21 protein-coding genes, 1 tRNA gene and 1 pseudogene are annotated in these 21,414 nt (G+C 62.1%); 10 read left to right on the top strand and 13 right to left on the bottom strand.

Annotated features, from left to right (window positions below; translation table 11 throughout):
• Positions 1-2: 2 nt before the first annotated feature.
• Complete coding sequence (locus tag ACO076_RS14630; RefSeq protein ID WP_421723572.1) at positions 3-1,055, bottom strand: TRAP transporter substrate-binding protein; 1,053 nt, start codon at positions 1,053-1,055, stop codon at positions 3-5.
• On the opposite strand from ACO076_RS14630, the gene ACO076_RS14625 reads away from it, so the two are divergent.
• Entirely contained in the window at positions 1,033-1,194 is a 162-nt protein-coding gene (locus ACO076_RS14625) for a hypothetical protein (RefSeq protein WP_421723571.1), read from the top strand. The two genes, ACO076_RS14630 and ACO076_RS14625, sit on opposite strands and share 23 nt — an antisense overlap.
• On the opposite strand, the gene ACO076_RS14620 is transcribed toward ACO076_RS14625, so the two are convergent.
• The 6 genes from ACO076_RS14620 to ACO076_RS14595 form a co-directional block, all read right to left on the bottom strand.
• Positions 1,172-2,056: an SMP-30/gluconolactonase/LRE family protein gene (locus tag ACO076_RS14620; RefSeq protein WP_421723570.1), complete on the bottom strand. Its 885-nt coding sequence runs from the start codon at positions 2,054-2,056 to the stop codon at positions 1,172-1,174. The two genes, ACO076_RS14625 and ACO076_RS14620, sit on opposite strands and share 23 nt — an antisense overlap.
• A gap of 54 nt (positions 2,057-2,110) precedes the next feature.
• Positions 2,111-2,941: an aldo/keto reductase gene (locus tag ACO076_RS14615; RefSeq protein ID WP_421723569.1), complete on the bottom strand. Its 831-nt coding sequence runs from the start codon at positions 2,939-2,941 to the stop codon at positions 2,111-2,113.
• A gap of 577 nt (positions 2,942-3,518) precedes the next feature.
• Complete coding sequence (locus ACO076_RS14610) at positions 3,519-4,685, bottom strand: DegT/DnrJ/EryC1/StrS family aminotransferase (RefSeq protein WP_421723568.1); 1,167 nt, start codon at positions 4,683-4,685, stop codon at positions 3,519-3,521.
• Positions 4,686-4,710: 25 nt separating this feature from the next.
• Positions 4,711-5,646 (bottom strand): Gfo/Idh/MocA family protein, encoded by a 936-nt coding sequence (locus tag ACO076_RS14605; RefSeq protein WP_421723567.1) that lies wholly within the window; start codon positions 5,644-5,646, stop codon positions 4,711-4,713.
• Between the two features lie 107 nt (positions 5,647-5,753).
• On the bottom strand, positions 5,754-7,154 hold the full coding sequence (mgtE, locus tag ACO076_RS14600) for a magnesium transporter (RefSeq protein ID WP_421723566.1): 1,401 nt from the start codon (positions 7,152-7,154) through the stop codon (positions 5,754-5,756).
• A 119-nt stretch (positions 7,155-7,273) separates the two neighbouring features.
• Positions 7,274-7,360: transfer RNA gene (locus ACO076_RS14595), tRNA-Leu, on the bottom strand.
• Positions 7,361-7,502: 142 nt separating this feature from the next.
• Between ACO076_RS14595 and lipB the strand changes: the two genes are divergently transcribed.
• Positions 7,503-8,219: a lipoyl(octanoyl) transferase LipB gene (lipB, locus tag ACO076_RS14590; protein WP_421723565.1), complete on the top strand. Its 717-nt coding sequence runs from the start codon at positions 7,503-7,505 to the stop codon at positions 8,217-8,219.
• Here lipB and ACO076_RS14585 read toward each other — a convergent pair.
• The 3 genes from ACO076_RS14585 to ACO076_RS14575 all read right to left on the bottom strand — a co-directional run bounded on the left by ACO076_RS14585 (position 8,197) and on the right by ACO076_RS14575 (position 10,598).
• Entirely contained in the window at positions 8,197-8,478 is a 282-nt protein-coding gene (locus ACO076_RS14585) for an acylphosphatase (protein WP_421723564.1), read from the bottom strand. The genes lipB and ACO076_RS14585 overlap by 23 nt on opposite strands.
• A 23-nt stretch (positions 8,479-8,501) precedes the next feature.
• The gene (locus ACO076_RS14580; protein WP_421723563.1) at positions 8,502-9,560 is read right to left on the bottom strand and encodes an ABC transporter permease; all 1,059 of its coding nucleotides are present in this window, start codon (positions 9,558-9,560) and stop codon (positions 8,502-8,504) included.
• Positions 9,561-9,653: 93 nt separating this feature from the next.
• Positions 9,654-10,598: a substrate-binding domain-containing protein gene (locus tag ACO076_RS14575; protein ID WP_421723562.1), complete on the bottom strand. Its 945-nt coding sequence runs from the start codon at positions 10,596-10,598 to the stop codon at positions 9,654-9,656.
• 151 nt (positions 10,599-10,749) lie between these two features.
• Here ACO076_RS14575 and ACO076_RS14570 point away from each other — a divergent pair.
• Together ACO076_RS14570 and ACO076_RS14565 are read left to right on the top strand one after the other, a co-directional pair.
• A pseudogene (locus tag ACO076_RS14570) lies at positions 10,750-10,920 on the top strand (LacI family DNA-binding transcriptional regulator); the annotation flags it as partial.
• Between the two features lie 27 nt (positions 10,921-10,947).
• Positions 10,948-11,802 (top strand): substrate-binding domain-containing protein, encoded by an 855-nt coding sequence (locus ACO076_RS14565; RefSeq protein ID WP_421726740.1) that lies wholly within the window; start codon positions 10,948-10,950, stop codon positions 11,800-11,802.
• Positions 11,803-11,814: 12 nt separating this feature from the next.
• Here the strand turns inward: ACO076_RS14565 and ACO076_RS14560 are convergent, their stop codons facing one another.
• The gene (locus ACO076_RS14560; RefSeq protein WP_421723561.1) at positions 11,815-13,824 is read right to left on the bottom strand and encodes an acetyl-CoA carboxylase biotin carboxylase subunit; all 2,010 of its coding nucleotides are present in this window, start codon (positions 13,822-13,824) and stop codon (positions 11,815-11,817) included.
• A 163-nt stretch (positions 13,825-13,987) separates the two neighbouring features.
• On the opposite strand from ACO076_RS14560, the gene ACO076_RS14555 reads away from it, so the two are divergent.
• From ACO076_RS14555 to ACO076_RS14540, 4 genes are all read left to right on the top strand, one after another.
• Complete coding sequence (locus ACO076_RS14555; protein WP_421723560.1) at positions 13,988-14,518, top strand: toxin-activating lysine-acyltransferase; 531 nt, start codon at positions 13,988-13,990, stop codon at positions 14,516-14,518.
• Between the two features lie 158 nt (positions 14,519-14,676).
• Positions 14,677-15,822, top strand: a complete 1,146-nt coding sequence (locus tag ACO076_RS14550) for a calcium-binding protein (RefSeq protein ID WP_421723559.1) — start codon at positions 14,677-14,679, stop codon at positions 15,820-15,822.
• Between the two features lie 342 nt (positions 15,823-16,164).
• Positions 16,165-16,968, top strand: a complete 804-nt coding sequence (locus ACO076_RS14545) for a calcium-binding protein (protein ID WP_421723558.1) — start codon at positions 16,165-16,167, stop codon at positions 16,966-16,968.
• 245 nt (positions 16,969-17,213) lie between these two features.
• Positions 17,214-18,482 carry a hypothetical protein gene (locus ACO076_RS14540; RefSeq protein WP_421723557.1) on the top strand — a complete coding sequence of 423 codons (1,269 nt, stop codon included), beginning with the start codon at positions 17,214-17,216 and terminating at the stop codon, positions 18,480-18,482.
• On the opposite strand, the gene ACO076_RS14535 is transcribed toward ACO076_RS14540, so the two are convergent.
• Positions 18,413-19,288 carry a cell envelope integrity EipB family protein gene (locus ACO076_RS14535; RefSeq protein ID WP_421723556.1) on the bottom strand — a complete coding sequence of 292 codons (876 nt, stop codon included), beginning with the start codon at positions 19,286-19,288 and terminating at the stop codon, positions 18,413-18,415. The two genes, ACO076_RS14540 and ACO076_RS14535, sit on opposite strands and share 70 nt — an antisense overlap.
• A 79-nt stretch (positions 19,289-19,367) precedes the next feature.
• Between ACO076_RS14535 and ACO076_RS14530 the strand changes: the two genes are divergently transcribed.
• Together ACO076_RS14530 and ACO076_RS14525 are read left to right on the top strand one after the other, a co-directional pair.
• Positions 19,368-19,835 (top strand): RidA family protein, encoded by a 468-nt coding sequence (locus tag ACO076_RS14530; protein ID WP_421723555.1) that lies wholly within the window; start codon positions 19,368-19,370, stop codon positions 19,833-19,835.
• 6 nt (positions 19,836-19,841) lie between these two features.
• Complete coding sequence (locus ACO076_RS14525; RefSeq protein ID WP_421723554.1) at positions 19,842-20,582, top strand: glycerophosphodiester phosphodiesterase family protein; 741 nt, start codon at positions 19,842-19,844, stop codon at positions 20,580-20,582.
• Here the strand turns inward: ACO076_RS14525 and ACO076_RS14520 are convergent.
• A complete protein-coding gene (locus ACO076_RS14520; protein WP_421723553.1) occupies positions 20,524-21,321 on the bottom strand; it encodes an EipB family protein in 798 nt (265 codons plus the stop codon). The two genes, ACO076_RS14525 and ACO076_RS14520, sit on opposite strands and share 59 nt — an antisense overlap.
• Between the last annotated feature and the right edge of the window lie 93 nt (positions 21,322-21,414).

Genomic DNA, 21,414 nt, shown 5'->3' with positions numbered 1-21,414 from the left:
GACTACATGGCGGTACTGTGCTTGGCGATGGCGGCGCGAGCGGCGTCAAGCAAGGCCTGGCCGTCGATCCCTTTTTCCCCGACCTCCTCGATCCACCGATCAATGATCGGGGCCATCGCGTCGCGGAACGGCGCCATTTCCTCTTCGGTCAGGACAATGTGCTCGTTGCCGTCCGCCAGGGCCACGGCAATGCCGATGTCCTCCGACTCCTGCCAAACCGCTCCAATGTCCTTGGCGATGGCGTCTCCCGAATTGGCATCGATGACAGACTGCAGATCCGGTGGCAGGGAGTCGTAGGCCCCCTGGTTCATGGCGATCTGAAACGTCGCCGTTCCGAAGCGCTCGCTATCCGGCCCTTCAATCTGATACTCGGTCAGTTCTTCGATTTTCAGGGGCGGGATGATCTCCCAGGGAATGAGAGCCCCGTCGACACGTCCGGTCGACAACGCCTGTGGGAGATCGGGGACCGGCATACCGACCGGCGTCGCTCCCAAGGCTTCGATGATCCAGGCGCCGGTCCGGCTCGGAATCCGCATCTGCTTGCCGCCCAGATCACCGATCGAACGAACGGGCGTATCGCGCATCTGGATCCCCTGCCCGGCATGGACATGAAGCGCGATCACCTTGACGCCGTCGTATTCGTCCGACAGCCACTCATCAAACAGCTCTTGCATCGCCAAGTTGGTGGCAACGATGTCGTTGGTGTGGACGCCCGGCAACTCGAAAACCTCGGTGCGCGGAAACAACTGAGGCGTGTAGCCGTTCAGCGTCCAGATGATGTCGACCACGCCATCCCGCACCTGACTCGCCAGCTGCAGGGGAGAGCCGCCGAGGGACATCGCCGGGAAGATGTCGATCTTGATGCGACCCTCGGACTCCTCCTCCACCTTCTTTGCCCAGGGTTCGAGCATCTTGGTGTGAGCGATCGACTTCGGCCCGAGGAAGTGATGCAACTTGAGTGTATGCTCGGGCTTGTGATCCGCGGCCGCCGGGGTCACAGCGGCCATTGTCAACATGGTGAGGATGGCTCCTATGGCGATGTTGACGGACGGCATGAATCTTTTTCCTTTCGTGGTCAGCCTGCATGCACCGGAACGCGCGCGTCACGGATGGGCCGTGCTGGAAACGGCGAAGTGTTTTGCCATGGGCGGCGTCGAAGGTGAAGCGAAGCTCAAGCGTCCCGAAAACGACTGACCGGCGAGCCGGTAACCGGAGCATCGCCAACGACAACGATACCAGTCAGAGGCATGGCTTCGAGCTTGGCTGGATCGCGGCCAACACGCAGGCTGGTGACGAACACCTTGTCGAGTCCCTCCCCGCCAAAGCAAGGCATGGTCGGGGCGGCGACCGGCATCGGATAGGATTCGACCAACTCGCCTGTGGGCGAAAACCGGTTCAACCGTCCAGCCGAAACGCCGGCACTCCAGTAGTAGCCTTCGCTGTCGGTGGCGCCGCCATCCGGGCGACCCACCGAATCACCGGGCTCGGCAAAACGCTTGCGGTCGGTGATCGCCCCGGTGTTCGGGTCGAACACCCAGGTATCGATCCAGGGCCCGCGCGAATCCGCGTGGTACATCACCGTTCCGTCAGGCGAAAACGCTAGGCCGTTCGAGATCGTGACATCGGTGACCTTGCGTTCGACGTACCCACCGGCATCGACCCGGTATAAGGCCCCGATCGGCTGCCGGTCCGGCCGATCGTCCATCGTACCGACCCAGAACGCACCGTCCGGTCCGACCTTCCCGTCGTTCAGCCGCGTCTCAGGCTTGTCTTTCTCGATTGACGCAAGTTCATCGAAGTGCTCCTGGTCCGGATCGAACAAGCCGACCGTATCGCGCAGCGCGACCACGAGCCGGCCGGAGTCGGCCAGCCCCAGCGAACCGACCTCGGTTTCGAAGTCCCAGTGGCGGGTCTGCTCGCTTGCCAGTTCGAAACAATGCAGACGCCGCCCCACGATATCGCAATACCAAAGAGCGTTGCGCCGATCGTCATAGACCGGTCCCTCGCCCAGTTCGCAACGAACGTCATTGATCGGTGTGAATTCGATGGTGGTCATGGGGTCACTGCCGGTAGTCAGGTGCTGGTTCAGCGGGTTCTCGTAAACGACTGATCAGTCATCCCAAACCGGGGCAACGGCAGCCGGATTGGCGACCCGCAGATGGTGCGATTTCGACAGGCCGCTGATGGCAGCCATCTCGTCGTCGGTCAGGCTGAAATCGAAGACCGCGAAGTTGGCCGCGATGTTTGCGGGCTGGCTGCTCTTGGGGATAGCGACGACCGAATCCTGCTGAACATCCCATCGCAGTACGATCTGCGCGGGCGTGCGCCCATGGCGTGTTGCGATCTCTCTGATGACCGGATCGTCCAGAACGCCCTCGCGGGCCAGCGGCGAATAAGCCGTAAACAGCATGCCCTTCTCACGACAGGCAGACAGCACTTTGTCCTGGTTGAGGTAGGGATGGTATTCGCACTGGTTGGTCAACAGCGGTGTGTCGGTTGCGGCCCAGGCTTCCTCGAGCAACGCGGTGGTGAAGTTGGAGACGCCAATAAATCGCGTCACTCCGCGCTCGAGGGCACGGTTGAGCGACCGGATGGTATGCGCCACGGGAATTGTCTTGCTTGGCCAGTGGATGAGCAGCAAGTCCACGTGATCGAGACCCAGTTGGGCGAGACTACGATCGGCTGAACGCTGCAGATCGGCATCGGCCAAGTCGTCCGGTGACACCTTTGTGGTCAGGAAGATGTCGTCTCGGGGAATATCGGATCCCCTTATGGCGCTTCCGACGGCATCCTCGTTCTGATACCCGGCTGCGGTGTCGATGTGCCGGTAGCCGACCCGCAGGGCTTCTTCCACCGCCCGCGCGCAGGCGTCGCCCTGAATATTCCAGGTCCCAAATCCAATGACGGGAACGGTCGCCCCGTGAGCAGACGCGGTGAGCACGGCGATTTCCTTTCAACGGCTGCGGTATAGCGATTTATCCGGAGATGCGCTTCAATCGCCGAATTCGCTGCTCTCCGCAACCCTTCCAAGGCGATCCGCTTCAAAACAAACGCGGCAATCCGTCGAGCCGAGGTTACGCCGAGCGGCTATCAACCCATCGCTGCTTCAGCGATGCCGATGCGGATCAGGTGCCATAAGCCGCTCGCACCCGTACCAGCCGGCCACGCTCTCGTGAGGCGCGGGCGGGCTGAACCGGGTCGATGGAAACAAGCGAGATCAACCGCAAGCTCTTCATCGTCGGTCTGTGGACGGCAGGGTTATTCCCGCCGCCAGCCCACGTCCTTCTGAAGATGAAACGGCAGCTTTTCGACGGCAAGCCGTGTTTGCCTGCGCCGGCGGGCCTGTTCGACCTTGGATGCCAAAGCTCTCATTTTCGCAATCGGATTCACTGCGATCTCTCCATCAGAATGTTGCTGGTTCGAAAACACGCGCGACGGCATCGGGTGCCGTTCGAGGGAACGGTCGACTACATCAAACAGATTGCGAAAGCTGTGACTGCCGTCACAGCAGAGAGGCTTCAGACGGATGCCGTCGTTTCGCGGAGAACCCGCACGACCCGCTCGACCTCCGCGTCGCTCAAATCCGGGTGGACCGGCAGGCTGAGTACTTCGCCGGTCAAAGCCTCCGACACCGCAAGGCTCCGGCCATCGTATTGTTGAAAGGCCGGGTGATGATGAAGGGCCAACCGGTAGAAGACACCTGTCCCTATCCCTGCATCGGTTAGTCTGTCGCGGACCGCGTCCCGATGCGGCACCCTGACCGTGTAAAGCGCATAGGCGCTCTGCATGCCTTCAGGCACCGTCGGAACCGTAACCACGTCCGCGAGCGCCGCGTCATAATGTGAGGCGATCGCCCGCCGCCGCTCCAGTTCGTCCGTGAACACCGAGAGCTTGGCGAGCAGCACCGCGGCCTGCAGCGTATCGAGACGGCCCGTCAGGCCGAGCACCGACGCTTCATCGCCGGTGCCCTGGCGGCCATGCGAACGGATCATGCGGACCGTGTCGGCGAGTTCTTCATCGGTGGTGAGAATGGCACCGCCGTCGCCATAGCAGCCAAGAGGCTTGGTCGGGTAAAAGCTTGTTGCCGAAATCGGCGCCATCGCGCCCGCCCGCTTGTTGCCGCTCTCACTGCCAAAGCTCTGAGCCGCATCGGAAAGCACCGTCAGGCCATGACGCTCGGCGATACCTTCAAGTGCCACGTAGTCCGCCGGTAGCCCATACAGATCGACCGGCATGACGATCTTGGGTTCGACCGCGCCGGCCGCCCGAACCTCGACGATCGCCCGCTCAAGGTCGGCCGCGTCCATGTTGAAAGTTGCCGGATCGACATCGACAAACACCGGGCGCGCGCCAACCGAGGCCACCGCGCCGGCGGTGGCGGCAAACGTGAACGCGGGCACGAAAACGGCGTGCCCCTCGCCAATGCCCATCGCCATCAGCGCGATCATCAGCGCATCACGGCCGCTTGAGACGGCTATCGCGTGGTCGACACCGGCAAACTCGGCAAGCTCGGTTTCAAGCTCGTCGACCTCCGGCCCGAGAATGAACTGCCCATGGCTGAGCACCGCGTCCATCCGCGCCTTGATGTCAGCTTCCAAACGGGACCGCTGGCGCTGCAGGTCAAACAACGCGACACGATCGTCGTTTGCCGGCGGATGATTGGCAACGGCTTGGGGTGACGCCATGGGAAACGAACTCCGTCTAAGGCTACTACGTTACGCGTGTTCTGCGCGTCCGATCGATCTCGGACAGGATCTGCTCGGCGACCACGATCGCCTCGAGGCCGGCCTTACCGTCGACGACCGGCGGGCTTCCGGTCGTTACGCTGGTGACGAACGCATCGATCTCGGCAGCGAGGTTGTCAGCCCGATCGAGTGATTTCGACTCGACACGTACGCCGTCGTCGGAGCCTGCCGACACCGTGAGCGTCTGCGCCGACAAGTCAGCGGTAAGCTGCCGGCCCGGCTCCGCGACGGTGATCCTTCGCTCGGGCATATCGGCCACCCGGCTCGCTGACAGCGTTGCGACAACCCCGTTGGCGAATTGCAGCCGCGCCTCAGCCATGTCGTTGAGGTTGGTCGCCACCGATACCCCGCTGGCGGCCACGGCAACGACCGGTGCGGCCGCCAAAGTCAGCGCAAGATCGATATCGTGGATCATCAAATCGAGCACCACATCGGCATCGATGGCCCGCCCCGTCCAAGTCGCATGCCGGGTACACCGGATAGCGACCGGGTTGGCTACCTGCTCTCGAAGCGCCGCGAAAACGGGCGCATAGCGTTCAATGTGGCCGACCTGGAGCACAACGCCCCGTTTGGCCGCCCGCTCCACGAGATCGGCGGCCGCTGTCGAACCGGCGGCAAGCGGTTTCTCGACCAGCACGTGGATCCCGGCGTCGATCAAGTCACCGGCGACCGAAGCGTGGAGGCTCGTTGGCGCCGCGATCGAAGCCGCATCGACCTTGCCGATCATCGACCGATGATCGGTGAACGCATCGGTCCCATATTCACGAGCCACCGCCTCCGCGCGAGCGAGATCGGCATCGACAACCGCCGCGAGACGCGCCGCCGGATGAGCGTTGTGATGGCGAACGTGATGGGACCCGAAGTAGCCAAGGCCAACCACGCCCACATCGAGTGGATTCACCGAAATACTCCCCGCCCTCGAATCGCCGGGACTTTATTAGGCGCCAACGGTTTGGCGAACTAAAGATTTGCACGCTGATGAAACATCGCGCGAGGGCCCGTCTCCCCTCACAAAAGACCGAACCAGAAGCCGGCGAGGGCCAGGAAAACGAAGAAACCGGTCACGTCCGTTATGGCGGTGAGGATGACCCCCGACGCCACTGCCGGGTCGATCTTGAGCCGATCGAGGATGAGCGGAATGAACGAGCCGACCAGCCCAGCAACGAAGATCGTGATGATCAGCGCCAGAGCAATCACGATGCCGATGCTCGCATCACGAAACCAGAGACCGGCGCCCGCCCCGACACAGACCGCAACGACGCTGCCGTTGACGACGGCGACCATCAATTCCCGGCCGACAACGCGGTGTGCGCGTTGAGACCCGATGTCACGGGTCGCGATCGCCCGAACGGTGACGGTCATCGCCTGGGTTCCGGCGTTACCGCCCATGGAAGCCACGATCGGCATCAGAATCGCGAGCGCAACCATTTGCTCGATCGTCCCGTCGAACAGGCCGATCACAGCGGCCGCGAGAAAGCCGGTGGCGATATTGACCAGCAACCAGGGAATTCGCGCCCGAGCCACCGATACGATCGCCTCCGATGACTCGCGCCGGCCGACACCGGCCAACCGGCGGATGTCCTCCTCCGCTTCAGCCTCGATAACGTCAACGACGTCGTCGATGGTGATGACACCAACCAGACGGCCGTCGTCGTCAATGACCGGGGCACTGAGCAGGTTGTATCGTTCGAAGAGCCGAGCGACGGCCTCCTGGTCTTCCGTCGCCCGGACCGATCGGACTTTGTGATTGGCGATGTCGTTGATCGCCATTGGACGCTTGCGTCGCAACAGCTTGTCGAGCGCAACGGTGCCGATCGGGTGGAACCGCGTATCAACGACAAAGATCTCGTAGAAGTCATCTGGCAGATCGTCATCGTCGCGCAGGTAGTCGATGGTCCGGCCAACATCCCAAAAGGGCGGAACTGCCACGAATTCCCGCTGCATGAGCCGCCCGGCGGTCTCGTCCGGGTAGGCAAGGCTTCGCGATACGGCAATGCGATCGCGTAGCGGCATGCGATCAAGGACAGTCCGCTGTTCTTCCGGCGGCAGGTCGTCGATTACCGCGACCGCATCGTCCGACTCGAGCTTGCGCAAACCATCGGCGACCGCGTGAGGCCCGAGATCGGCCAGGAGACGCGCACGCACCTTCTGATCAAGCTCGGTGAGAACCATGTAGTCGAAATCGTCGCCGAGGAGGTCGACGAGTTCACTCCGTTCGTCGGCGGCGAGCGACTCGAGCAGGTCGCCGACGTCGGCCTCGTGGAGTGGCTTGATGAGTTGCGTCAGGCGCTCTTTGTCGCGTCGGCGCAACGCGGGTCGGATCAGCGCCAGAAATTGCAGGGAGATGTCGCCGCGATCGTTCCTGACGGGGTACGTTTCGCCCCTTTCAGCGGGCCTCGTCGCGGGCACCTGGTCTACCATCGCGCCACTGCGTCGTTTCCCCGGTCACTGCAAACAGCGTGACAGATGTAGCGGTTTTACGAGAACAACGGCGCCAACCCGCTCGTTGGACGCCGACGAAGAAGAGGTGGTGCGGTCGAGAAGACTCGAACTTCCACGGGTTTTACCCCACAGCGACCTCAACGCTGCGCGTCTACCAATTCCGCCACGACCGCGTGAAAATCGCGGTCCGTTTAGCAAATCGCCTTTGCGCTTACAAGCGACTTGACCGGCCCGCAAACCAGCCCTGCCACTGCCGCAATTGGCCTCCCGGCCGGACATACCTATGTTGGAGCTACGCGGCACAGGCATGCGCATATGTTGACCAAGCCCACCCCGAAGGACGGATATCTGCTGGCACCATCCGCCGGCAGCCCGGTGTCGTGGAAGATTGCGCATGAACTCGTCGCGTACCCGGAAGCGGTGTCGGTCATGGATGATCGGGTGGCGGCGATCCGTCAGAGCGCGGTGCCTGAGCAGGTTTGGCTGCTTGAACATCCGCCCCTCTACACGGCCGGTACGAGCGCTGATGCGGCCGATCTGCTCGATGAACAGCGTTTCCCGGTCTTTCGGTCAGGCCGCGGCGGCCAGTACACCTACCATGGCCCGGGTCAGCGGGTCGCTTACGTGATGCTTGATCTCTCCCGGCGCGAGCGGGATCTGAGGAAATACGTCCGGACGCTTGAAGAATGGATGATCCGCGTTCTTGCTTCCTTCAACATAAGGGGCGAGCGACGCCAGGACCGCATTGGCGTCTGGGTTCCGCGACCCGAGTTGGGAGATGGCCGAGAGGACAAGATCGCGGCTATCGGCGTTCGGGTACGCCGCTGGGTGACGTTCCACGGCGTGAGCCTCAACGTCGATCCTGTGCTCGACCATTTCGCCGGCATCGTGCCGTGCGGTGTACGCCAACACGGCGTAACCAGCCTCACCGACCTCGGAATTCCGGTCTCCATGCCCGAAGTCGACGGGGTCATGCGGCAGACCTTCGAAGACCTGTTTGGGGAGACCGTCAGACCGTCGGACGAGTCTTGAACCCGTCCGTCACGACTTCATCGTAGGTGTCTGTTTCGATTCGGGAAACGTCCGCGGCCCGCGGCCCCTGACGACTTGCGGCAATGGCGTTGTCGACGTCCGGCGCAGGCCCTGAAAGAACCGCCTCGACGGTCCCGTCCGATCGGTTACGGACCCAGCCGTTCAGCCCGAACCTCGCCGCACGCTTAGCGAGCCAGGCGCGGTAGCCGACTCCCTGAACCCGACCGTGAACGATGATTCGGATGGTGCGCCGCTCCATCGCCGCCTCTGGCTTACCGATCGTCAGCCTGGTCGTCGCGACGCCGCGAACTGGTCGAATGCGACCGCGGCGACGAGGATAATCCCGATGATAACCTGCTGAATGAAGGACGAGACGTTGAGGAGCACGAGCCCATTGGTCAGGACGCCAAGCAGCAGCGCACCGATCAAGGTTCCGAAGACACCGCCTACACCGCCGAACAGACTGGTCCCGCCGATGACCACCGAGGCGATCACGGTCAGCTCAAGCCCCATGCCCGCCACAGCCTCGGCAGAGTTCAGCCGCGCCGACAGGAGGAACCCCGCAAGCCCGCAGAAGAAGCCGGAGATGACGTAGACCGAGACGAGAATGCGCTGGGTCGGAACGCCGTTGAGCGCGGCCGCAGCGGCGTTGTCGCCGACGGCATACACATAACGACCGAAACGGGTGTAATTAAGAACGAATATAGCGATGATCGCAGCCGCCAGGAAGATGATCACCGGGACCGGAACGGAAACCAAGACTGAATCCGAAAAGGGTAAGCGCACCGGGACGCGGCCCTGTCCCCACCAAGTGTACTCCGGCTTGAAGCCGCTGATCGGCCCGCCGTCGGCAAACCACAGCAGCGCGCCGCGAAACGAGGTCAACCCGCCCAAGGTTGCGACAAAGGGCGGTACCCGAAATCGCGTAATCACAAGCCCCTGAATCAGTCCGCCGACCACCCCAACGGCGAGCGCCGCGAGAACAGCAAGGAACAGGGGATATCCCGCGTCAGCGCTTTCGCCGATGGCAAAACGATCGGCCAAACCGCCCTTGGCGACGTAGGCCCCGACGACACCCGCGAACGCCATCAGCGAGCCAACCGAAAGGTCGATCCCCGCCGTCAGGATGACGAACGTCATCCCGATGGCAATCAGGCCCGAGATCGAGACCTGCCGGAGGACATTGAAGATGTTGAGCGGGTGCAGAAAGTTTTCGTGAAGCGTCGCGAAAACGGCAATGAGGAGAAGAAGAAATATCGGCGCCGCGTATTTGGCAGCAAACTGGAGGGGGTCGAAGCCGCGATGCGGCTCTTCAAAATCGGGGATGACGCTGTTGCTCATCGTCAACGAATCCCGAGCGCGTGAGGCACGACGTCCTCCCTTGCGAAAGCGGGCCGAGCGTAACGCCCGGCCCGCTTCGATGTTTAGCGTGGACTACTCGAGTTCGCCAAGACGCTCGGCCTGGTCGATGTTGTCCTGGGTGATCGCGATCGGCGTCAGGAGGACCACCTTTTCCGGTTCGGTCCCGTTGCGCAGATAGTCGACCAGAACTTCCATCGCGCCGCGGCTTTGGCCGCCGGGAAACTGCTCGATCGTGGCCGCGAGACCGCCGTCCCGGACGCTACCCAGGGCCTCCGGCAGGGCATCGAACCCGATGATCGGGATATCGAGGTTCTGTTCCTGCGTGACCTGAAGAGCACCGAGAGCCATGTCGTCGTTGGCGGCGACGATCACGTCAGGCGGAGAGTCGAGACCGGCGAGGATCGCTTCGGTAACCGTCGCGCCCTCCTCGCGAGCAAAGTTCGCGGTTTGCTCCGCGACGAACACGTACTTGTCGGACATCGCATCAAGGACGTTGTGGACGCCCTTGTTCCGATCGATCGCCGGGCTCGCGCCGGGCTGCCCCTGCAGATTCACGACCCGGGCCCCGTCTGGGAAGAGATCCACGATCAGCTGCCCCTGCGCTTCGCCACCTTTGACGTTGTCGGCGCCGACGTGGGACAGGATGCCCGGAACGCCGTCAACCGCGCGGTCGATGGTGACCACCGGCACGCCGGCGTCTATCGCTTGTTGCAATGCAGGAGCCATGGCCACCGCATCGATCGGGCTGATCACGATCCCATCGACACCCTGAATGATCGCCGCTTCAACGTCCGCGGTCTGCTTTGGCGTCTGGTTCTGGCCGTCGGTAGCCAGCAGTGTGATGTCGCCAAGTTGCTCCGCGGCCGCGTCGAGCTCCTTTTGCATATGCACGAAGAACGGAAATCCGAGGCTCGGCACCGACGTGGCTATGGTGAGTTCCTGTGCTTGCGCGGAACCGCCTAGTATCGCGGCCGCTGCTGCGACCGGTACCAGTCGTTTCATCAGCTTCATTTTCATCCTGTTCCTCCCTCCGGCTGAATTCGGCCTGACACGCTCAACTCCCATGGCGGCGGGTATCTCGCCGCTTGAAGTTTGAACGCACGCATACGTATGCGTTAACATCACTGTCGCACTGCCATGTGAGGCAAGTCAAGCGGAGTCGGCGGCATTGGCCAGGGACCGTCCAAGAACACATTCGGGACAAACACGCGTCACCGCGTGGCAGGTTGCTCGCCACGCAAAGGTCTCGCAATCAGCGGTTTCGCGGGCCTTTGCAGGCGGCACCGGCGTCTCGGGCGAGACACGCAAACGTATCTTCGCGGTCGCGGAGAAACTCGGCTATCAGCCCAACGCCTTGGCCCGGGGCTTGATCACCCAACGGTCGGGGATCGTCGGCGTTGTGATCTCCGACTTCGGTAATCCGTTCCTGGCCTCCGCCGTTGAGCGTTTGTCTAAGCAGCTCGGTCGAACGGGACTCCAACCACTTCTCATCGCCGCCGACACGGAGGCGGATCTGAGCGCGGCACTCCCGACGCTCGAGCAATACCGGGTAGATGGTTGCTTCGTCATCAGTCCGCACATGCCGCGCAACCTCGCCCGTCGGTATCGGAACCTCGGCACAACTATCCTGATGTTCAATCCTCAGATGACAGGTCTCGATGCGTCCTATGTGTCCGTCGACAACGTTGCCGCAGGACAGATCGTCGCCGACCTGCTGGCTGCCGAGGGTCACACGCGGATCGGTTATGTGCACGGCCCACAGGGCGCCGGGACCGATCGCGATCGATTCGCCGGATTCTCGGCGCGGCTGGAGGAGCACGGGCTCGACCCGCCGGTGACGGATTGGGGCGACTACAACTACGGCGGCGGCGCCCGGGCAACAATGGCGCTTGTCGAGTCGACGCCGGACCTCACGGCGATATTCTGCGCGAGCGACATCATGGCCATGGGGGCGATGGACGCCGCCCGTTCCCGGTTGGGGCTTGGTATCCCGGAAGACCTGTCGATTGTCGGGTTTGACGACGCCGCTTCCGCCGCCTGGCCCAGCTACGACCTGACGACGATCCACCAACCGATCGATGCGATGATCGATGCCGGCATGGAGATCATTCTGGCTGCCGGCTCGGGCGAGCAACGCAGGCCGGTGCAGCGGGTATTCGATGGTACCCTCGTTCTGAGGACTTCCACCCAAACCCGCCCCGACACAGACCGCGAAGCGTGAAGATCGAAACGATCAGTCGTCGGCAAACTGCAGGATAACAGCATCGACGGCGAGCACGTCGCCTGGCGCCGCCTCGATATTCGCAACGGTCGCGTCGCGGTCGGCCCTCAGTACATTCTCCATCTTCATTGCTTCGACGATCGCGAGGGGGGTTCCCGCGCTTACCTTCTGGCCTGCGTCGACGAGGATGGACACCACCAGCCCGGGCATCGGACAACGAAGGAAGCGCGTCGAGTCCGAGCCGGCTGTCTGTGGCATCAGCGCGTCGAGGGCAGCGACCTCCGGTGTCATCACGCGGCACACTGCGTCGGCGCCGCGCCACGACAGGTGAAGACCGGCCGTTGCGGGCCTCACCTGTACATCGACCGCCTCGTTGTCGATGACGCCCGACCACAACACGTCGCCGGGTCGCCACTGCGACGTGACCGTTGTTACCCGATCTGCCCCGGGGAGCATTACCGACAGCGACAACGGAGACTGCCGATCGGTCGCCGAAATCTGCAACGGAACGTGGTCCGCTCCAACGCGGACGACCCACTCTTTCCGGTCCAGCGCCGTCGGCGGGCTGCGCCGATCAGGGAGGGATCGCAGCCTCTCCTGGCGGGCGACCTCGATCGCCAACGCTGCCAGTGCCAGGCGTGTACGGCTTCGTTCGGTCAGCGCGACCGCCGCAAAGCCATCGGGGTACTCCTCGTCGATGAAGTTGGTGGACAGGCGCCCTTCCCGCCATCGCGGGTGATCCATCAGCGCGGCGAGAAACGGCACATTATGCGCGATGCCGTCGATCAGATAGCGATCAAGCGCGCCCTGCATCGTGTCCACGGCGGTGTCACGGTCGGGACCATAGGTGATCAGTTTCGAGATCAGCGGATCGAAATAGAGCGAGATCTCGGAACCCTCCACCACACCGGCATCGATACGGACCGCGTCGCTCTCTTCCGGCGGCCGGTAACGCGACAGGCGACCGATTGACGGAAGGAAGCCACGACGTGGGTCTTCGGCATAGACCCGCGACTCAATCGCCCAGCCGTTGATCCGCACATTCGCCTGGCTCATCTCCAAGGGCTCTCCTGCGGCTATACGGAGCATCTGCTCGACCAGGTCGATGCCAGTGACGAATTCCGTCACCGGATGCTCGACCTGCAGCCTGGTATTCATTTCTAGGAAGAAGAACTCATGGTCAGGCGCGACGATGAACTCGACCGTCCCAGCAGAGTCGTAGGCGACGGCCTGCGCCAGGGCGACGGCCTGCGCACCCATCGCTTGACGCAGCTCTTCATCGACTGCCGGAGACGGCGCTTCCTCGATAATCTTCTGGTTGCGCCGCTGGATGGAGCATTCGCGTTCGCCAAGATGGATGACGTTGCCGCGTTTGTCGCCGAGCACCTGAATTTCGATGTGGCGGGGCGACTCAACGAACCGTTCGATCAGAATGCGATCGTCGCCGAACGAGGATCGCGCCTCGGATTGGGCGAGAGAGAATCCTTCTCGGACCTCTTCCATCGTCCGAGCGATCCGCATGCCCTTGCCCCCACCACCGGCGGAGGCCTTGATCATCACCGGATAACCGGTTTCGGCGGCGATCTCGACCGCGGCTTCGGCGTCTTCGACCGCGCCGACGTGGCCGGGTACGGTGGAGACACCGGCTTGTGCTGCAAGCCGTTTCGATTCGAGCTTGTCACCCATCGCCGCGATTGCCGCGGGATTGGGGCCGACGAAGACAATACCAGCGGCCGCGAGCGCCTCGGCGAAGTCTGACCGCTCGGACAGGAAGCCATAGCCGGGGTGAACAGCGGCAGCACCGGTCTGTTCACAGGCCTCGACGATCTTGTCGACCAAAAGATAAGACGACGTAGCGGGTGGAGGCCCGATGTTGACGGCCTCATCGGCGGCCTCGACATGGGGCGCGTCGGCATCCGTGTCGCAGTAGACAGCGACCGTCGCGATACCCATACGACGCGCGGTCCGCATGATCCGCACGGCGATTTCGCCGCGGTTGGCAATCAGGATCTTGTCGAACATTGCCCCTCCCTCGCCCGATGTTGTTAGCGACCGAGCCCTTGGTCGGCAACTGAGGCGGCTTGATGTAAGCTGCAATCAGCCGGGTTCAGCGCCGATATGGCAAAGATCGCAGGACAAGCGCGGTCATTGAGGTAGAGCAGAACGATGACCGAGGAGATGGCCAATGGCCGACAACACAGCCGAGACCCACACTGAAACCATGAGCGATCCGGAACTCCGACTGTTCCGGCCGAAATCGCCGGCAGCGGCCCTGGGCCTCGCTGTCAGCCACCTGATGACTAAGCCGGCTTTCGCCCAGCTCAAGTTCGGGCACTGGTCTCGCATCCTGACCGGACAGGTCAATCGCGGACACTACACGTTTGTCATTGACCGCGACGATGACGTCGTCGGCTTTCTCGGCTGGGCATTGGCGACCGAAGGGATCGCCGAGGCTTGGGTGGAGGGTCGCGGCGAGTTCTCGGATGAGCAGGCGCGATCAGGCGACTGTATCCTCATCAACGCCTGGGCCGCCGATAACCAGAAGGTGAATCGCTTTATCCTCAATTCGATCCGTCTGATCGGCAAGGACAAGAAGACAGTCTATTTCAAACGCCACTACAAAGACGGCACCACCCGCCCGATGCGTCTCACCGTCAACGATTTCGTCAAGGGTCACATAGATCGGCGCAGCGACGACGGCAGCTGGCCACTGTGATCCGGTTAACAGCACATGCCGATTCGTCTAGCTAAACTCCACCAAAATCTCACAGCCTAAGCTGTGAAGAAGAGGGACGAGAGGTCGTAGCGATACCGGGGAGCTAACCGCGCCGGCGGACGTGCCGGCGCCTAAAGCTCGAAGGAAAGGGCACGACCATGGCCAACGTTGTTGGAACGGATAATCCAGAAGTCCTGAACGCCGCGGACGGCGTTACGAATGGGTCCGACGAGATCTATGGCCTTGATGGCATCGATTGGATCTTCGGTCTCGGCGGAAACGACCTGCTGAAGGGTGGCGGCGGCGCCGACTACCTAGACGGCGGCACCGGAAACGATACTGCCAACTACACCGACTCTACAGAGGGTGTCTCGGTCAGCCTGGAAACCGGTGACGGTACCGGCGGCACCGCGGAAGGCGATGTTCTCGTCAACATAGAGAACCTGACGGGCTCGTCGCATGATGACGTCCTCATCGGCGATGCCGGCGCCAATGTCCTGAACGGTTGGACCGGGGACGACAGTCTTGTCGGCCTCGGCGGTGCCGATACTCTGATCGGTGACAACGGTGACGACATGCTCAAGGGCGGTGGCGGCGCCGATACGTTGGACGGCGGCAGTGGCAACGACACGGCCTCGTACATCGACTCGGCGGCAGGCGTTCGCGCGTCGTTGACGACCGGCGTCGGCCAGTTCGGCGACGCACAGGGCGACACCTACATTGATATCGAAAACCTCATCGGGTCAGCCCACGCCGACACGCTGCACGGTGACTCGCAGGCCAACGTGCTGTCCGGACAGGCCGGTGATGATATTATCGAAGGCAACGGAGGAGATGACACCCTCCGCGGTAACGACGGCAAAGACGCCCTCGAAGGCGGCCAAGGCAAGGACGACTTGATCGGCGGTGCCAAGGGCGATTCCCTCAAAGGCGGCGGCGGCAAAGACAAGCTCCGCGGCGAAAAGGGGAACGACGAACTCAAAGGCGGTGGCGGTAAGGACAAATTCTATTTCGATACCGCCCTCAGTGAGGCCAATAACGTCGACACGATCAAGGACTTCAAGGTCAACAAGGACAAGATCGTTCTCGACAGTGCGATTTTCTCCAATGTCGGCAATCAGATTGGCAATGGTGAGTTCGTTGTCGGTAGCTCAGCCCAGGACGACAACGACTGGATTATCTACAACGAAAACAACGGCAAGCTGTTCCATGACTTCGACGGCGCGGGGGGCGCGGGGAAAGTGCTGTTCGCCCGTCTGGACGTCGGTCTTAACCTCGATGCCCAGGACTTCCTGGTCATCTAGTCACGATCGTGTCACCTAAACATAATGAGTCCGGCGCTTCTGAAGCGCCGGACTCATTACTCCTGCACTCAACCAATAGTATATGTCATCAATCAATGGGGATGTGATAGTTTCCGATCGAGACTAGCTTGCTGCGCGCAGCCCGGATTGTGACGGTCGTCATAGTCGCATGAGCCGTTGTGACAGCCGTCATAGTCGCGTGAGCCGTAAGCGCCTAACAGTCGCGCCTCGTCGAAATTCCGGCCGCCAGAAGCCGTGTTCCGGGACGAGAGAAATGCAGATAACGGGAGACTGGTGACTCCGGCGCAGTGCCGGCGTCGAACACAGTGGAAGGAAAACGAAATGGCTGAAGTTATTGGCAACAACAAAGACAACGTCCTTGAAGGCACGATAAATGCCGACCTGATGAAGGGTAAGAAAGGCGACGATATCTTGCTTGGAAGCCTTGGCGCTGACGAAATGAATGGTGGAAAGGGAATCGATACTGTCGACTATAGCAGTTCACCTGGGGCTGTGGTTGTCGATCTGGCAAATGGGACAGGGAGTGGCAGTTTTGCCGAAGGCGATACCTACCTCAAGATCGAGAATATCTACGGAAGTAACCAGGGTGACGACCTATTCGGAGACAATAACAACAACAAGATTAAGGGCAATGATGGAGACGACCTGATAAAGGGCGCCGGCGGCGCCGACAATCTCAAGGGCGGGAAGAACTCCGACGACCTCAAAGGCGGCGGCGGCGCCGATAAACTCAACGGCGGTAAAGGTAAGGACCAGCTCGACGGTCAAACCGGTAACGATATACTGAAGGGCGGTGACAAAGCCGATGTCTTTGGATTCAGCTCGACTCTTGACAAAAATAACAACGTCGACTTGATAAAGGACTTCAAAGTCGGAGAAGACTCGATCGGCCTTAGCACATCTATTTTCGCTTCAATCGGCGAAAGCCTAGAGGGCAACGAGTTCCGCAAAGGCAAGAATGCCAAGGATGCTAACGACTACATCATCTACAACAAAAACAACGGCAAACTCTGGCACGACAACGACGGAATCGGTGACGATCCAAAAACGCTATTTGCGGTCTTGGAGGGCTCGCCAAACAATCTTAGCGCAAGCGACTTCACCATGGTCGATCCGATATTTTAAGAGCTGACAACCACGTACTCGGCGGACACTCCGCCGAGTACGACCGCAGGCGAACGAGCCTGAAACTGACTGATTGGCAGGCTGGAAGGTGCGTAGGCCCACCAGACAGCGAACGCCGAACTGTTGTTGGCGACTTCCCATCACCCTCCCGTCACAAAGAACGCGTATTTGCCATTGGTCGGGGATGGCCTACACTCAGGCGGGCTGGCCGGCGTAGATTGGGGCCGGTCGACGGGGAGTGACATATGAGGCGACTCAGCCTCAGCGACACGATCTTCTACAATCTCGGCGACTGCTACATGAACGCGGCGGCCGTCCTCGACGGTCCTTGCGATCTCGCCATGCTGCTGGCCGAGATGGAGGGCGTGATCGAGGCCTTGCCGGCGCTGACGGAACAGTCCGTGCGGGTTGGTATCTGGACGTTCGCCAAGCGCTCTTCGGGGCCGGTCGATCTCCCTAAACACGTCTCCATCGTCCGCGATCCGGCGATCACCCGGATCGACCAGTTGGTTCCACGCATGGACCGGCTGCGCCGCAGCCCGATTCGCATCGATGGCCCGGACTGGCGAATCTTCGTCATCAACCCGACGGGCACGCCGCCGAACCCGGAGACCGGCGAGCCGCCGCTCTCTGCGCTGCTCATGCAGATGCGGCATGGGCTCGCCGATGCGGTCCGCGGCCTCCAGATTCTGTCCCGAATGCGGCAATACGAGCCGAGCGAACGCCATCTTGAGGTTGCGGCGCGGCTCAAAGAAGCCGACCCGCTGGATCTCACGCCCAAGATCGCCGTCCATGATCCGGGCCTGTCGCTGCTTCAGGTCCCGCGGCGCGGCATGATTCGCGAAGGGGACTCGAGTGAAAGGCTGGCCGCCGTCGTCGCGACCGCCGTTGCCGACACTGACCTCTTCCCCCATGCCCAACCACTGCGCGGAAACATCGGACGAACGCGGTTCGTTCGGCGGCGAACCGAAAACGGGGTCGGCAACGCGCTCAAAATGGTGACGGTATCCACCAAGCCAAAGCGCGAGAAGAAGAAGGCGCCGATCCCGGGCCTGGCGCGGGCACAAGACTTGCCGATCATGCAGTGGCTCGTGGCCCTGACCCCGCGCCGGTTGGCGCGGCTGATGATGAAGGTCTGGTATTCAAACTTTGACGGGGTCGCGACATTGATCCCGATGCCGCGGAAAATCGTCCTGGGTGGCCGCCAGGTGAAGGCGACCTTCGGTATCCCGCCACTATGGGGACCGGTGCCGATGGCCGTGGTCGCCCTGGCTGACGGTGAGCACTACAACGCGACGCTGGTCCCTGGGAACGGTTTCACGGCCGATCGGGCGGCGTTGCTCGATCGCGTCTATCATCTCCTCAATCCTGAAGAGGGTGACGACCTTAGCGAGGTCGAGGATATGCTCGCGACCTTCAGCGAAGCACCTGAACAGGCATCGGATCAGGGACAGGGTGCTGACGGTAACAGTTCCAGCCCGGTCAGCTTGCCGGCAAGGGCGAAGTCACCGTAGTCGATCCGCAACGCCCGCCCAACGCCGTTCTCGTAAATGATGAACGAAAGCACGTAAAACGGTGTTTCGTCACCGGATTCGTCTCGATCGAAGTAGCTCAGCGTGACCGGCCAATGGCGCATTCCGGTCATGCCCGCATCTTCGACCGCCGTTTCGTCGCCGACGTCGGCACTCGTCGACTCCCGACCAATGACACCCGCGGTCTCGAAAACAGTCTCGCCGTCCTCGGACCCGTCGTAGACGGCCATCGACAGGAAGGCCTCGCCGCGGACCGCTGACATCAGAATGCGGCTCATCTGGGCGGTCGGAAAGACAAGCGGGCCGTCGATCTCGACCTTCTTCTCCTCCGGTTTGCGAAGCGACACGGCGATACCGTCGTCGGCGCGATTCGCCTCCCCCTGGGACTGCTCCGCGAGCACGGTACCCGCGTAAGTCTCGTTGGCGAAATCGAGATGCGACCCGTCCGCGGCCTCGAAGCTCGTGGACCGCGTGTCTGTCACAAAGCTCTGACCGTCGGGATTCTCGGTCCGAGTCACGAAACGGAGCTTGGACTCGTAGCCGGCGCAGACGGAGCCGGTGAACTCCACCACCAGGCGCCCAGAGACGTTGAGGACGTCGGCATCGTCGGCCGCGTCGAGGAGCGATATGTCGTAAACGGCACGGTGGGCGGCCAAATTGAGGCCCTCGTCATCCGCGGCCGATACCCCGTCTGCAAAGAGGACCGCGGAGACGCCAATCACGCAAACAATGAGCGGCGGTGGCCGGGTGATCGTCATGAAGAAGTCATGCACGCCCAGAGTGGCCAAAACAAGGGGTCCGCACCTTGTCGATTAAGAGGAATTCGGCCAAACCTGCCAGCGACGCGACCATCAGGAGATATCAGCGATGACCAGTGAAACCGCGAAGCGCCTTGCCGATCTCGGCCTCGAACTCCCCGCCCCGGCTCGGCCCGCCGCCAACTACGTACCGTTCGTCGTCACCGGCAACCTCGTCTACATCTCCGGACAGGTCCCGCTTGCCCCGGATGGGGTCAAGTTCATCGGCAAGCTCGGTCGCGAATTCTCGATCGAAGAGGGCCAGCAGGCGGCGAGGCTCTGCGCAATCAACGTCCTCGGCGTCCTGCAGGCTGCCGTCGAAGATCTCGACCGTGTCGCCCGCATGGTCAAGCTTGTCGGATTCGTCAACGCCACGCCCGACTTCACCGATGCCCATAAGGTCATCAACGGCGCGTCCGACCTGATCACCGATGTCCTTGGCGATACCCGCGGGAAGCACGCGCGTTCGGCAATTGGTATGGGTTCGCTGCCACTTGGCGTCGCCGTCGAAGTGGAAGCCGTGGCGGAGATCGCCTGACGCGACATGGGTGGGCCAGCCTGGTTGACGGAACGTCCTATTGCCCATCGCGGTTTCCACGACCGGTCGGCGGGTTGCATCGAAAACACGCTGACCGCCGTCGAGGCAGCAATCGCGCGCGATTTCGCGATCGAGTGCGATGTCCAAATCACATCAGATGGCGAAGCCATCGTCTTTCATGACGAGAACCTGATGCGTCTCACCGGCGTCAACGCCCGTGTCGACCATGCGACGCTGTCGACAATCCAGGGCTTGCACGTACTGGGAACCTCGGATCGCATCCCGACACTGACACAGCTCCTCGATGCCATAGCCGGGCGGGCCCCTCTTTTCGTTGAGATCAAGAGCCGCTTTGACGGAGACAAGCGCCTTGCCGAGCGCGTCGCCGACGTCCTTGCGCGTCATGCGGGTCCAGTCGCGGCGATGTCGTTCGATGCCGATGTGATCAGAACGGTTCGCCGACGCGCCCCTAGCGTGCCATGCGGTCTTGTCGCCAGCCTGTCCGGTCGGCGTGGTGCAAGATGCCATCCTCACCGGAAGGGCCGATACCGCGACTTATCATTCGTCGCCTATGAAGTGGGCGCCCTCCGCGCCGAGGCTCACCGGCCCGGCGAGCCCCTCCCTCGCCTCGCCTGGACAGTTCGCACTATCCCGGATCGGTTGGCCGCCCGACGACACGCCGATCAGATCATCTTCGAGGGCTTTGATCCGTCGTCCCTGGACACGGGATCGGCGGCACCGGCGTGATTTCCGTCAATGTCGCCCGTAGCGCGAAGACGCCGAAATCGTAGCGAGCAGTAGGTGTGAAACCGTTCCGATAGACAAGCGCCCGATACGAAAACGCCGGCACCGTTGCCCCGTCCGCGTCCGGCGGGAAATAGCTGAAGGTGATCGGCCACCGCGCCATATCCCCGAAACCAAGGCCATCGGCGTACAGCGAGGCGTCGTCGTCGGCCACCGTCTCTGCTTCGCCGATCACCGCCGAGACACGCCATACCTCCTTGCCGGCCCCCGACCCATCGAACATCGGAAACTCGACGAGCCGCTCGCCTTCCTCTGCCGATTCGAGCACTGCCTTGGTCAGAGCCACCGGGAAAAGGGCTTCCCGATCCAGTTCGAATGTGCCCTCTTCGGGCTTGGTCAACGCGACCGACAAGCCGGAGGCCGAACGCGTCGCTGAACCGGCCGCCATTTCGGTGTCCGTGCCCGCCAAAGTGCCATGTATGTCGAAGGTCAGTTCGTCTTCCTCCTCGACATGGCTCGAGCGAATGGTCATCGGAATCGCGGCACCGTCTTCTGGTAGAAGCGACACCTTCAGGTCGAGTTCGGTGCTGAACACCTCGCAATCGCGTGTCACGGTCGATGTCATCAACCCTTCGACCCCAACCAGCAGCCCGGCGTCGTCCCGGTCGAGCGCCAGATCGTAAACCGCCGTTCCGGTTATCAGGTGTTCGGCCGCCGCTGGCGTGATTGTGACGATGAGCAACCACCCTGCCAGCGTGCTGCGTCTCGGCCATAAGGTCACAGTCTTGTCCTCCGATGCCGGGCGTGCCGCGACTGGTCTAGCGTCGCACCGCGG

The sequence above is a fragment of the Bauldia sp. genome (assembly GCF_965232525.1).
GTDB lineage: Bacteria > Pseudomonadota > Alphaproteobacteria > Rhizobiales > Kaistiaceae > Bauldia.
The sequence above is the reverse complement of the archived record's forward strand: the minus strand, read 5'-3'. Positions and strand labels throughout refer to the sequence as shown.